This is a genomic window from Mesorhizobium sp. Mes31 (assembly GCF_024519675.1).
Taxonomy (GTDB): domain Bacteria; phylum Pseudomonadota; class Alphaproteobacteria; order Rhizobiales; family Rhizobiaceae; genus Mesorhizobium.
Genome location: NZ_JALJRL010000024.1, coordinates 40,439 through 52,941 on the forward strand (window position 1 = coordinate 40,439; position 12,503 = coordinate 52,941).

Annotated in this window: 15 protein-coding genes; 8 read left to right on the forward strand and 7 right to left on the reverse strand. The window is 65.3% G+C overall.

The window, feature by feature from the left end; genetic code table 11:
* Positions 1-4: 4 nt before the first annotated feature.
* Complete coding sequence (locus NR193_RS28925) at positions 5-730, reverse strand: 3-keto-5-aminohexanoate cleavage protein (RefSeq protein ID WP_256754107.1); 726 nt, start codon at positions 728-730, stop codon at positions 5-7.
* Between the two features lie 189 nt (positions 731-919).
* Here NR193_RS28925 and NR193_RS28930 point away from each other — a divergent pair, with 189 nt between their 5' ends.
* Positions 920-1,114, forward strand: coding sequence for a hypothetical protein (locus tag NR193_RS28930; protein WP_256754108.1), 195 nt, complete (start codon positions 920-922; stop codon positions 1,112-1,114).
* A 49-nt stretch (positions 1,115-1,163) separates the two neighbouring features.
* Here the strand turns inward: NR193_RS28930 and NR193_RS28935 are convergent, their stop codons facing one another.
* Positions 1,164-3,260, reverse strand: a complete 2,097-nt coding sequence (locus tag NR193_RS28935; protein WP_256754109.1) for an EAL domain-containing protein — start codon at positions 3,258-3,260, stop codon at positions 1,164-1,166.
* A 254-nt stretch (positions 3,261-3,514) separates the two neighbouring features.
* Here NR193_RS28935 and NR193_RS28940 point away from each other — a divergent pair, with 254 nt between their 5' ends.
* Together NR193_RS28940 and NR193_RS28945 are read left to right on the forward strand one after the other, a co-directional pair.
* Entirely contained in the window at positions 3,515-3,964 is a 450-nt protein-coding gene (locus NR193_RS28940) for an ester cyclase (protein ID WP_091581423.1), read from the forward strand.
* 271 nt (positions 3,965-4,235) lie between these two features.
* Positions 4,236-5,321 carry a phosphatase PAP2 family protein gene (locus tag NR193_RS28945; RefSeq protein ID WP_256754110.1) on the forward strand — a complete coding sequence of 362 codons (1,086 nt, stop codon included), beginning with the start codon at positions 4,236-4,238 and terminating at the stop codon, positions 5,319-5,321.
* Between the two features lie 56 nt (positions 5,322-5,377).
* Here the strand turns inward: NR193_RS28945 and NR193_RS28950 are convergent, their stop codons facing one another.
* Together NR193_RS28950 and NR193_RS28955 are read right to left on the reverse strand one after the other, a co-directional pair.
* A complete protein-coding gene (locus tag NR193_RS28950) occupies positions 5,378-5,914 on the reverse strand; it encodes a hypothetical protein (RefSeq protein WP_256754111.1) in 537 nt (178 codons plus the stop codon).
* 109 nt (positions 5,915-6,023) lie between these two features.
* A complete protein-coding gene (locus tag NR193_RS28955; protein ID WP_256754112.1) occupies positions 6,024-6,350 on the reverse strand; it encodes a DUF1330 domain-containing protein in 327 nt (108 codons plus the stop codon).
* Positions 6,351-6,527: 177 nt separating this feature from the next.
* Between NR193_RS28955 and NR193_RS28960 the strand changes: the two genes are divergently transcribed.
* From NR193_RS28960 to NR193_RS28980, 5 genes are all read left to right on the forward strand, one after another.
* The gene (locus NR193_RS28960; RefSeq protein ID WP_256754113.1) at positions 6,528-7,220 is read left to right on the forward strand and encodes a helix-turn-helix domain-containing protein; all 693 of its coding nucleotides are present in this window, start codon (positions 6,528-6,530) and stop codon (positions 7,218-7,220) included.
* A 102-nt stretch (positions 7,221-7,322) separates the two neighbouring features.
* Positions 7,323-8,456 (forward strand): bifunctional DNA-binding transcriptional regulator/O6-methylguanine-DNA methyltransferase Ada, encoded by a 1,134-nt coding sequence (gene ada, locus NR193_RS28965; protein WP_256754114.1) that lies wholly within the window; start codon positions 7,323-7,325, stop codon positions 8,454-8,456.
* A 21-nt stretch (positions 8,457-8,477) separates the two neighbouring features.
* Entirely contained in the window at positions 8,478-8,702 is a 225-nt protein-coding gene (locus NR193_RS28970; protein ID WP_256754115.1) for a hypothetical protein, read from the forward strand.
* A 299-nt stretch (positions 8,703-9,001) separates the two neighbouring features.
* Complete coding sequence (locus NR193_RS28975; RefSeq protein WP_256754116.1) at positions 9,002-9,556, forward strand: methylated-DNA--[protein]-cysteine S-methyltransferase; 555 nt, start codon at positions 9,002-9,004, stop codon at positions 9,554-9,556.
* Positions 9,553-10,296 carry a 2OG-Fe(II) oxygenase gene (locus NR193_RS28980; protein WP_256754117.1) on the forward strand — a complete coding sequence of 248 codons (744 nt, stop codon included), beginning with the start codon at positions 9,553-9,555 and terminating at the stop codon, positions 10,294-10,296. Before NR193_RS28975 ends, NR193_RS28980 begins: the two co-directional genes overlap by 4 nt.
* A gap of 43 nt (positions 10,297-10,339) precedes the next feature.
* On the opposite strand, the gene NR193_RS28985 is transcribed toward NR193_RS28980, so the two are convergent.
* Genes NR193_RS28985 through NR193_RS28995 form a run of 3 tightly spaced genes read right to left on the reverse strand, consistent with a single transcriptional unit; the run spans position 10,340 to position 12,404 of the window.
* On the reverse strand, positions 10,340-11,272 hold the full coding sequence (locus NR193_RS28985) for a sigma-70 family RNA polymerase sigma factor (protein ID WP_256754118.1): 933 nt from the start codon (positions 11,270-11,272) through the stop codon (positions 10,340-10,342).
* A complete protein-coding gene (locus NR193_RS28990) occupies positions 11,272-11,466 on the reverse strand; it encodes a hypothetical protein (protein WP_256754119.1) in 195 nt (64 codons plus the stop codon). The genes NR193_RS28985 and NR193_RS28990 overlap by 1 nt, the downstream gene beginning before the upstream one ends.
* Complete coding sequence (locus NR193_RS28995) at positions 11,463-12,404, reverse strand: alpha/beta hydrolase (RefSeq protein WP_256754120.1); 942 nt, start codon at positions 12,402-12,404, stop codon at positions 11,463-11,465. The genes NR193_RS28990 and NR193_RS28995 overlap by 4 nt, the downstream gene beginning before the upstream one ends.
* Positions 12,405-12,503 lie beyond the last annotated feature (99 nt).

Below are 12,503 nucleotides of genomic sequence, written 5' to 3' on the forward strand. Positions count from 1 at the left end.
CCATTCAGCCCACAGGCGCGCCGCGAAAAATCGCCACGGCCGCCTCTACGATCGCCGCATTGTCTCTCGCCATCCTGCCGTCGGCGAGTGTCTTGCCGTCCTCCAGCCCGACGCGTGTCGACCAGCGCTTCCGGTGCGCAAGTTCGACGAACCGCCAGACCGTGACGTCGACGCCATGCAGCAGGATCGGCCGTCGCACCCCGGCGCGTTCGAGCACGGCGGCGATGCCCTGCGCCTCGTCCAATGCAGCCGGCAGGTCCTGGATGTCGATCTCGATCAGGATGCGCAGCACCCGGTCGTGGCCGGCAAGGCCGACGAAACGCTCGGTGTCGGCAACGGTAGCGAGCCCCGCCTCGATCCCGACGCCGCGCTGCCGCAGCAGTTCCATCACTCCGGGCGCGTCGGCCTCCGACAGATTGACCGAGGCGTAGTCGGGCAGTTCCCGCCAGCCGGTGATCGCCGCGCGGGTCCGCTCGACATCGTTCTCGATCCAGGCGCCGGTCGACACGCCGATGAGCGTGCCGGGGCAGGCCTGGCGCACGGCGAGGACCGTCGCATCGACAGCCGCCAGGCTTTCGCGCCCATCGGCGCCGCGCGGATGGATGTGCAGTTCTGCCGCTCCGGCGGCGACGCAGGCCGCCGCGTCGCTGGCCATCGTCTGGGCGTCGAGCGGCAGCCTTGGGTGGAAATCACGCGGGCGCGCGCCGTTGATGCAGGCCTGGACAATCATCGATCTCGCCTCGGACAAGAGAAACCGCACTCTAGCCGCGCGGCAAGGCACGGCAAAGAGTTGGCTGGCGTCACTCCTGACAGGCCTCGCGGGATTTCGCGGCATTTGAATAAAAGCCGCCTGTGGATATTTACCTCGCGTTCCGCCCGGTCCGGCAACCTACATTAGGGCGGGATCATGGAGGGAGCCTTGACCAGCGATTTTTCAGCAGCCCGTGTCCACCTCGAACGAGCCTATTACTATCTGCGTGGCGATGACGAAACGAGCCGCTCGGCATGTGACACCCTCGATCTGTTGATCGAAACGGTGACGGAAGCCCAGCACAAGCGCCCCCAGGCTGGGGTATTGGAATTTCCCCAATCGCCAGCTCGGCAAGCCGGCTGAGACGTGTTCGGGTGGGGCCGGCCTCACCTGAACCTCGACACACCGCGGATCACGAGGCCTTCCGGGCCGTCGCTACCCCGGTCGCGCGCGCGACAATCTGCTCCAGCGGCTCCGGCCGGTGCAGCAGGAACCCCTGGCCGAAGGCGACGCCCATGTCGCTGAGCATCGCCAGTGTGTCGTGCCGTTCGATCTTCTCGCCCACCACATTGCAGCCGAGGCTGCGGGCGATGCTGGTGATGGCCAGCACGATCTCACGGTCGAAGCGACTTTCCGTGATGTGCTCGATGAAGGAGCCATCGATCTTGATCGTGTCGACAGGGAAGCGCCGGAGATATTCGAACGAACTCATGCCGGCGCCGAAATCGTCGAGGCTGACCTGGCAGCGGCGCTCGCGCGCCCGGCGCACGAACTGCTCGGCGGCGTCGAAATTGGTGACGGCGGCGGTCTCGGTGATCTCGAAGCCGATGCCCGAATGCGGCGCGCCGGTCTCGTCGATGACGCTGTCGACGAACTCCCAGAGCTGCGGATCGCTCAGCGTCTGCGCCGACAGGTTGAAGCCGAGCGTCAGCGCACCCGCGCGCAACGCCGCGCCATGCCGCGACAGCACGGTGCGGATGATCCAGCGGTCGAGCCTCGAGGCGATGCCGAACCGCTCGGCAACTGGAATGAACTCGCCTGGCGGCACCAGACGCCCGTTGCGCCCGACGAGCCTGGCCAGCACTTCGACATGGCGGCTCTCTTGCCAGGGCTTGCCGAGCAGATGGATTTCCTGGCCGAACAGTTTCAGCCGGCCGTCGTCCATGGCGTCGACCGTGTCGGCGGCGACGCGCGCCGCGTTGAGCCCGCCGGACCCCGATTCCACCGCCGCGGAGAACACCGCGAAACGATTGCGCCCGGCAGCCTTCGCCGCATAGCAGGCGTCGTCGGCGCAAGCCAGTGCGTCGGCCACCGTGGTGGTGGCGTCATCGATGAAGGCGATGCCGATCGAGGCCGCCAGCTTGCGTGCGGACGCGGCCGTGCCGAGGTCGGCCTCACGCACCGCGCCGAGCACGGCGGTTGCGATCCGCTCGGCCTGCGAGGCATCGCAATGCGGCACCAGCAGCGCGAATTCGTCGCCGCCCAGCCGTGCCGCGTGCGCCGCCTGCGGCAGGCAGGCGCGGATGCCGGCGGCTACGCTCTTCAGAGCCTGGTCCCCGGCGGCGTGGCCGGCAAAGTCGTTGAGCGCCTTGAAGTAGTCGAGATCGACATAGAACACCGCCAGCGGCGCACCCGCCGCGATATGGTCGGCGAGCAGCCGATCGAAGGCGGAGCGGTTCCACAGGCCGGTCAGCGCATCATGACGGGCTGCATAGGCAAGCTCCATCTCGCGCAGTTTTTCCTCGGTGATGTCGCGCACGGTGCCGAGGATCTGACCCGCCGACTGCGTGTCGGCGATGAACCGCACCAGCGATTCGACATGGCGGATCTCGCCGTCGCGCTTGATGATGCGGTACTGCACGGCGACGACGTCCTGCGTGCCCATCGGTGCCAGATGCGCCTGCTCGGTCACCGCCTTGTCCTCGGGATACAGGAAAGTGTGCCAGAGGTCGTCGGTCACTTCGTCGGTATCGGAGACCAGCCCGAAGATTTCGCGCGTGCGCTGGTCCCAGTAGCTTTTATTGGTGTCGACGTCGTGATGCCAGATGCCGGTGCCGCTGGCGGCGAGCGCCAGGCGGAAGCGCACATTGACCTGCTCCAGCTCGGCTTCGGCGGCCTTCTGCTTGGAGATGTCGGTCTGCACGCCCATCAGCCTGACAGGTTTTCCGGACGCGTCGCGCTCGACGATGCCGCCGCGATCGAGCACCCACACCCAGTGGCCGGCTTTGTGCCGGAGCCGCAGTTCGGTCTCGATGGCGTCGGTCTGACCGGCAATGTGGCGGTCGCCGCTGGCCAGCGCCCGCTCGCGATCATCGGGATGGGTCAGCTGCAGCCACAGGTCGCTGGTGTTGGCAAGTTCGCTTTCATCATAGCCCAGCATCCGCGCCCAGGTCGCGGAATAGAAGCATTCGCCGGTCCGAAGATCCCAGTCCCAGACGCCGAGATGGGCGCGTTCCAGCGCCTTTGCCCAGAAGGCTCCATTGCGACTTTTCTTGTCCTGACGCGTCATCTTCTGTTTCGCTTACCTCCGCCACGCGGCAATCTGCAGCAAAACCAGAGAAGAAAGCGTTACTTGGTCGTCAGAGGCGGCAGACCCTGCTTCTGCCCCACCTTCCTCATCGTTCGCCTTTCGATTGGCCGGCAAGAACCGGAGTTTTGCGCCCGCCGGATCGTCCTAGTGATGCCCCGGGTCATCGGAAAATCCGGTGATCCCGAGGTCGCCGGCTGGCCGGCGATCCCCATCAGCAACAAGAGGACCTCCCAATGACCAAACAAGAAGACAACAAGGCCGTCGTCGTCAGATGGTTCACCGACTTCTGGGGTGAAACCTGCGACCTGTCGGTGGTCGACGACATCGCCGCGCCCGACATGCTGCTGAAATACTCGCTGCATGAACCGCGCCGTGGCCGCGACGACATCAAGGCCTTCATGACCGACTTTCGCGCCGCCTTCCCGGACCTCAACTTCTGGGCCACCGCCGACCTCATCGCCGAGGGCGACCATGTCGTCGGCCAGTGGGAAGGTGGTGGCACGCATACCGGCCCGGCGTTCAGCGATTTCCTCGTCGGCTCGCTGCCCGCCGCCACCGGCCGCACCATGCGCTTCACCGGCACCACCGTGCTGAAGCTTGTCGACGGCCGGATCGTCGAGGAGATCGGCCTCGACGACGGCGTTGCCGCCCTCACCCAGCTCGGCCTGATCAAGGCCGCCTGATTGCAGGGCCATCGCCATCCAGGCGATGGCCCACTCTCGATCGCGGTCGAAGCCCGATGCGGCAATTCCACAGTTGAAACTCGCGGCGGCCGCGAATGTTGCTGTTGCGTTGCCGCGCAACCTCTTCGTCAACGGTTCGTTGGTATCAAGTCAAATATTATCGACTAAAAATATTATAACTTTAACATAAATCTAAGTGTAACCAGATGGTAATACATTGCCTGTGAAATACCCATAAGGGTCTTCTGGACAGCTGGCGGGGTGTCCTTCGATGAGTACGCATGGCGAGCAACGGGGTGGCAATGGCCGCTCAGCCTCCGTTCTTGATCTTGACGTCGCGGCAACCAGGGGCGGTTGGCTACTGGTTGCTCTGTGTCTGACCTATGCCGTGGCCGCTCTTTGGCTGCAGCCGCATCGCTACCTGCGTCTGGCGGAGTCCTATGCCGAGCCGTTCGTCTTCTTCCTGCCCTCGCTGCTGGCAGCCGGCCTTGGCGTGGCGGCGCTGATATTTGCCCGGCATGCTCCAACAAGGTTCATGCTCGACACGCTCACGCAGCGTTGGCTGGGTGCCGCGCCGGTCATCGTCTTGTTCTTTCTCGGCATCACCGCCTTCACCACCTTGAAGGTTGCCATCCCAGACATCGTGCCATTCTATGCCGACCGCGTCCTGGCGGGGCTTGATCTTCGGCTGCATGGCACAGATCCCTGGGCGTGGGCGCACAGCGTCGTTTCCGAACCGGTCTCGGCCATAATTTTTGCCAGCTATGGGTTTGCCTGGTTCGCCCAATGGTTCGGCACCCTGCTCTTCGTCGCCTTCTGGAACAGCCCGGCCAGACGCCTGCGCTATCTATGGGCGTTCGCGCTGACCACGATCCTGTGCGGTACCGTTCTGGCCACCCTGCTGTCGTCCGTTGGCCCGATATTCTACGACCAGCTCTACGGCGGTGACCGGTTTGCCGGGCTGCAAATCGCCCTGGCGCAGAACGGCCACGCCATGCCGGTCCATGCCTATGCCAACTATCTGCTTGCAACCTACGAAAGTGGCCGCCCGGAACTGGGCACCGGCATCTCGGCGATGCCGAGCATGCATGTCGCCTTCGTCACGCTCAACGCATTGTTCCTGACCGGTTTCGGGCGCCGGTGGGCCATGGCCGGCTGGTCCTTCGCGGCGCTCATCCTGTTCGGCTCGGTTTACGCCGGCTGGCACTATGCCGTGGATGGCTACCTCTCGATCCTTGTCGTGTCGTTGCTCTGGTACCTGACAGGGCGTTTCGTTCTGCCGCAAGCGAGCCGGGGCGCCGCCGACGCAGGATTGGCGCTTCCCGACCCCGGCGCCGCGGTGAGCGAGCTCAGCTGACGCCGTTGGCCGCGGAAGTGTGACCAGGCGGCGTTGGTGCCGCCTGGCCTTGCCGGCTACTGGCTCGGCGCCATCGTGTGTTCGCACGACACTTTCGGATTCATGTCGGCGAAGGTACCGGTCGGGTTCCCCTTCCAGGCCCAGACATGCAGTTCGTAGAATTCACCCAGGCCGTAACGGTTGGGCGCGCTGTTGAAGTTAAACAGCTGTCCCTCCAGCGACGCCGGCCCCTTGGAGGTGATGTATTCGACCGCCACCAGCTTAAGCCGGCCGTCGGCCATCGGCTCGTACATCACCGCTTCGGGGCGGGCGATGTCGATCTTGTCGTCCTTCAGATACTGGCCGTTGACGTAGTGGATGCCCATGGCGCCGCCGGTGATGCCGCTGGCGCAAGGAATGGGCGCATAGCCCTCGGCCGTCGCGGCCTTGACGTCGAGAAACCGGCTGTTGGCGGCACGCACCTTGTCGGCCAGCGGACTGGCGCCGGCCGCGGGCGCGGCCGCTTCCTGATGCGCCTGCGCGAAGGTGGCGCAGACGGCCAGCATGGCCCCCGCCATGAGAAGCCTGCTGCGAAAGTTTGTTATCATGTTCATTCCATTCTTCCTGAAAAAGCACAGCGGGCCGGCCGCCGAAAATACGGCGGCCCGGCAGGCAAGCGCCGTGGCTGTTGTTGCTTGGATATCCCGATGCGACGACTGCCGATCATCCCTTCGGCAGATACGGGATCGTTCCGGCCAGATCGGTGTTGTCGATCATCTGGAAACGGCTGTCGCTGCCATCCTGACGGGCCGAAACGAAAGGCGCATAGGCAGGATCGTTGGTGAAGGCTCGCGCCGCCGCTTCCGACGGGAATGCCATCAGGGCGATCAGCGTGGTGTCGAGCGGCTTGCCTTCAAGCGTCTTCACATTGCCGCTGCGCGACAGATATCTGCCGCCATGCTTGTGGACGAGGTCGTGCACCGAGGCGGCATAGGACGGCACCCACTTGGGATCCTTCACCTTGATGTCTGCGATGACGTAAGTGGTCATGGTAGTCTCCTGGTTGCGGCGCACAGGGCTATCCCGTGCAACCGGCCAAAGGGCTCGCATGGCAGCGCCCGCGCCAACCAGTCCGCGAACTGTACTGGGCCGGTACAGTTTCTGTACTCGCCGCCTCAATCATGAAGGGCTAATGTTCGGCCCAGCTTCGAGGGAGGAACGCAAATCATGGCCCAGCACGGATATAAACAGTTCTGCCCGCTATCGATGGCCGCCGAGGTGCTGTGCACGCGCTGGACGATGGTGCTGCTGCGCGAACTGGTGGCGGGTTCGACCCGCTTCAACGACCTGCGCCGCGGCGTGCCCAAAATGTCGCCGACCCTTTTGTCGCAACGGCTGAAGGAGCTCGAACTGGCGGGGATCGTCGAGCGCAAGGAAGTGCCGGGCGAGAAAGGCATCTCCGAGTATCGGCTGACCGAGGCCGGCCGGGATTTGCGCCCGGTCGTCGAGGCGATGGGCTTCTGGGGGCAGAAATGGGTCGAGTCCCGGCTGTCGCTGAAGAACCTCGATCCGTCGCTGCTGATGTGGGACATGCGGCGCAACCTGAACCCCTCGCCGCTGCCCGAGGGGCGCACGGTGATACAATTTCTGTATCAGGATCTACCGGCGTCCAAACGGTCGTGGTGGCTGATCGTCGAAAAGCACGGCGAGGTCGATCTGTGCTGGTACGATCCGGGCTTCGATGTCGATCTCTACGTCTCCACCGACCTGCACACGATGACGGCGATCTGGATGGGGCTGCTTACGGTCGAGAAGGCCGGGGCGAAGATTTCCCTGACCGGCGACCAGGCTATCGGCAAGAAGATGCAGACCTGGCTCGGCCTCAGCCCGTTCGCGATCGAGCCCAAGCGCGCGGCGTAGGAGAGCCGAGGGCTTGAGGACAGGGGGGCGGGAGCTTTCCCAATCCCGACACTTGTCAGGAAACGGGTGGCGAGGCCGGCTTCCAGCGGCTTCAATACGGCCATGTTCATCACCCTGGCCAGAGACCTGAAATCCACGCCGCTGCCGGTTGCCGACGATCCGCGCTGGGCACGCATCGTCGCGCGCGACAAATCGGCCGACGGAGAATTCTGGTACTCGGTGGCCACGACCGGCGTTTATTGCCGGCCCTCCTGCCCGTCGCGGCGCGCCAATCCGAAGAATGTCCAACTGCACGACACGCTGCATCAGGCGAAGGCGACCGGCTTTCGCCCGTGCCGGCGCTGCAATCCCGATGGCCCGTCGCTCGAAGCCAGCAACGCCGCGATGGTCGCCGATGCCTGCCGCAGGATCGAGCAGAGCGAGGAGGAACCGTCGCTTGGCGAACTGGCTGATGCCGCCGGCCGCAGCGCCGGCTATTTCCATCGCATCTTCAAGGCCGTCACCGGGCTGACGCCGAAGGATTATGCCGCCGCACACCGCGCCGCCCGGGTCCGCCAGGGCCTGGAAGACGGCGCCAGCGTGACGACGGCGATCTACGAAGCGGGCTTCAATTCGAGCGGGCGTTTTTACGAGAAATCGACCGGCATGCTCGGCATGACGCCGACGCGCTATCGCGCCGGCGGCGCCCACGAGGAGATCCGCTTCGCCGTCGGGCAATCCTCGCTCGGCGCCATCCTGGTCGCGTCAAGCCAGAAGGGCGTCGCCTCGATCCTGCTCGGCGACGATCCCGACGCGCTGGTGCGCGATCTGCAGGACCGTTTCCCCAAGGCGCGGCTGATCGGCGGCGACCGCGACTATGAGGCGCTGGTCGCCCGCGTCGTCGGCTTCGTCGAGGCGCCGGCGCTCGGCCTCGACCTGCCGTTCGATGTGCGCGGCACCGCGTTCCAGCAGCGTGTCTGGCAGGCCTTGCAGGATATCCCGGCCGGCCGGACAGTCTCCTATGCCGAGATCGCACTGCGCATCGGATCGCCCAAGGCGACCCGCGCCATCGCCGCCGCCTGCGCCGCCAACAATCTTGCCGTTGCCATCCCCTGCCACCGGGTGATCCGCAAGGACGGAGCGCTGTCGGGCTACGCCTGGGGAGCGGAGCGCAAGCGCGCGCTGCTCGACCGCGAGGCCGCGCCCGGCGGGTCGGCCAAGCCAGCCGACAGGGCCTACCAGTCTTCGCGGGGCTGACGGGGACCGGCGATGCGCACGATGGCAAGGTCTTCCGAGGGCAGCACCGATGCGACCAGCCAGACCCAAGCCGCCGGCAGCCGGCGCAAGCCCGACGCGAAGTCACTGGTGCTGGCTACCATCGGCGAGCTTGTCGATGACGGCAAAGCCGAGTGGAACCGCACCGCGACCGGCGAGATCGAACTGCGGCTGTTGACCGGCGAAGTGTTCCTGCTCGGCGATGTGTTCGTTACGCGTGTGGCATGAGAGGTTCTGCTCTACGGCGCCCCCCTCTGTCCTGCCGGACATCTCCCCCACAAGGAGGGAGATTGGCCGTCACCACGGCGTTCGCCAATTTTCACCGTTGCAAGAAGAGAGCCGGCGCCCGAACTGCCGATCTCCCCACAAGTGGGGGAGATGTCCGGCAGGACAGAGGGGGGCGCCGCAGAACATCTACCTTGCCGTTCACCCTCAGATCCTGAAATTTTGAATTTGAAAGCAAGCATCGGAGTGAGCGCGAGATGTCGCCTCTGTAGGGTTCAGGCACACACAAAGGAGTGAAGGCAATGAACCTCATGCAAATCAACGGGAAGGCGGCGGCCTCCAACGCTGTCGCCATCGACACCATCACCTATGCCATCGGCGATTCCGAGATCGGAAAAGTCCTGGCGGCACGCAGCCATATCGGCGTCTGCGCCATCCTGATCGGCTCCAGCGCCGACAGGCTGGAGCAGGAGTTCGCCAACCACTTTCCCGACAGGATGCTGGTCGAGGACGAGGCAACCTTGAGCGACGATCTGGCGGCAATAGCCCGCTTCATCGAAACGCCCGGCATCGGTCTCGACCTGCCGCTCGACATGCGCCACGGCACGCCATTCCAGCAGCGTGTGTGGGACGTGCTGCGCGCCATCCCCTGCGGCACCACCATCACCTACACGGCACTTGCCCGGCGTCTTGGCCAGCCGAACGGCGCCCGCGCCGTGGCGACGGCTTGCGCCGCCAACGCGATCGCGCTTGGCATTCCGTGCCACCGTGTCCTGCGCACCGACGGCACGCTGGCCGGCTATCGCTGGGGTGTCGAACGCAAGCGCGCCTTGCTCGACAAGGAGGCCGCGATATGAACGCACACGCCAAGGTTGCCGCATCCGTGGTCGAGGCAGCAGAAACACGCGTCGCCGGCTACGACTGGCCGGCATTGACCACCGAACTCGACGGCTTCGGCTGCGCGGTGATGGAAAAGCTGCTCTCGCCGCAGGAATGCCGGCAGATCGCCGGCCTCTATCCCCAAGAGCAGCATTTCCGCAGCCACATCCATATGGCCAGGCACGGCTTCGGCAAGGGCGAATACCGCTATTTCCGCTATCCCTTGCCCGACCTGCTCGGCGGCCTGCGCAGCGCGCTCTATCCCAGGCTGGCCGAGGTCGCCAACCGGTGGAACGAACGCATGGGCCTCGCCACGCGCTACCCCGCCACGCATGCCGAGTTTCTCGAACAATGCCACGCCGCCGGCCAGACGCGGCCGACGCCGCTGCTGCTGCAATATGTCCCCGGTGACTTCAACTGCCTGCACCAGGATCTTTATGGCGACCTCGCCTTCCCGCTGCAGGTGGCGATCCTGCTCTCCGAGCCGGGCAAGGATTTCACCGGCGGCGAGTTCGCGCTGACCGAGCAGCGGCCGCGCATGCAGAGCCGGGTCGAAGTGGTGCCGCTGCGCCAGGGCGACGCCGTTGCCTTCGCCGTCCACAACCGGCCGGTGCAGGGAACGAAAGGCAATTACCGCGTCAATTTGCGCCACGGCGTCAGCCGGCTGCGCTCAGGCATGCGCCACACCGCCGGCATCATCTTTCACGACGCGAAGTGAGCGTTTCTTCCTTCTCCCTCAGAGGGAGAAGGAAGGCCGGGCTTCATCCTGCGTCCGCGAAGATCATCTCCAGGATCCAGGGACAGGCATAATAGTCTGCGATGCGATCGATGACGCCGCCATCGGCATGGATGCGCACCAGATAGGCCGGCCGCCATGCCTGGCCCCGCAGCCTGTCGACGACCAGCACGGCCTCCCCTTCGATCGCATCTTGCCGCATGCGCCAGGGCTCGCTGCGCTCATATTCGATGAAATAGGGCGAGCGGGAGAGCAGGCCATTGTAGCAGTCCGAAACCCGCAGCCGGGCATCGGCGCTGGTCAGCGCCCGCACCCCGTCCCAGTCCCTGGCATTGAACAGTTCGACATAGCGGCCGAGCAGCCGCTCCAGTTCAGGATCGTGCGCGGGTGCCGCGACCGGTTGCGCCGGAAGAGCGGCGAGCTTGGCGCGGCCGCGATTGAGCGCCGACTTGACGCCGCCCGATGTCGAGCCGACCAGGTCGGCGATCTCCTCCAGCGAATGGTCGAGGACATCCTTGAGCAGCACGCAGGCGCGCTCCTTCGGCGGCAGGTGCACCACCAGCCGCTCGATGGCGCGGCCGGCGCCCGCACCGGCGGGCTCGATGGGCAGCACGATCTCATCGCTGGCATAGGAGGCTTCGGCCTTGAGCCGCGTGCGGCGATTGCGGATGAAGTCGATGCACCTGTTATGGGCGATGCGGAACAGCCATGGCCGCAATGCCTGTGCATCGTCGAGCAGCCCGATCTTGCGGTAAGCCTCGAACAGCGCCTCCTGCATGATGTCCTCGCCGTCGAGAGCCGAGCCGGTCATGCGCGCGCAGTAGCGGTGGAGACGGACGCGCAAATGCGAGACCGTCTCCAGGAATGCCCTGTAGCGCAGGTCGAACAGGCCTTCGGAATCGAGGCGCGGCTCGATGCCTTGCCTCGTTTCACGGGATGCGCGGATATGCTGGTTCATCACGGCACGTCGCTTAGAGCAATTCCAGGAAAAGTGTGTAGCGGTTTTCCGTTCGGAATTGCGTCAAAACAAAGAGTTAGAGCAGTTCGTCGTTTCTGTGAAACGGTGAACTGCTCTAACGTCACCGCAGCATCGCGCAAGCGCGGCACATCCACAAGCGCGAAGCTCGCCCGGCTCAGCCAGCGCACGGTCACGCCGCCCTTTCGCCGGCCGCCATGTTGACGGCATCCGGCAGACCCAGCCTCGGCCGCGCCCAGGCCGCGAAGCGGCCGATCGCGTCATCGGCCTCCGGCGCCCGGCCGGCCATCATCTGGAAGGAGTGCAGCATCCCGTCGAAGATATCGAGGCGCGTCTCGACGCCCGCCTGCCGCGCGCGCTCGGCGAACATGCGGCTCTCGTCGACCAGCGCCTCGTCGGCACCGGCCTGCAGGAACACAGGCGGAAAGCCGCTCAAGTCGGCGTAGAGCGCGCTGACCTCCGGATCGAGCCGGTCGCGGTCGCCGATGAAGTTGGTCACCAGCCAGTCGACGGCCTCCCTGGCGAAGGCTGGATCCTTCTTCCGGTTGGTCTCGTAGCTGGCGCCGGTCAGCGCCATGTCGAACCAGCCGGAGATGATCAGTGTGGCGGCTGGCAACGGCCGGCCTTGCGAACGCAGCCGCTGCAGCACGCCATAGGTCAGCACAGCTCCGCAGGAATCGCCGGCAAGCGCGATCGATCTTGTGTCGACGCCCTGATCGATGAGCCAGTTCCAGGCGGCCATCGCCGCCTCGAGCTGCGCCGGGTGCTTGGCCTGATGCGCCAGCGGATATTCGTAGGCCAGTGCCCGGCAACCGACGGCCTTGGCCAGATGGCCGACCAGCTTGCGGTGCGTGTAGATCGAACCGCCGATGAAGCCGCCGCCATGGGCGTAGAACAGCACGCGCCGCGCGTCGGCGCACTTCGGCACGATCCACAGCGCCGGCACGCCGCCGGCATCCACCTCGCTATAGTCGACACCGCCCGGCTCGCCGGTCAGCGCCGTCCAATGCGTGTCGTTGTAGTCGATGATCGCCTGCGGGCTGGTCAGCTTGCCCGCATTGGCTGCGATCGCCGCGTAGTGGTTCCTGTTTGCCTCGCTCTCAGTGCTCGCCATGATGGTCTCCCGGGGTTGCGGATCGCCGACTGCGACCTTCGAGAAGCAGAGACGGACGGGCGGGCAAAAAGGATACGCGGCCGCCGATGCTTTTCCGAA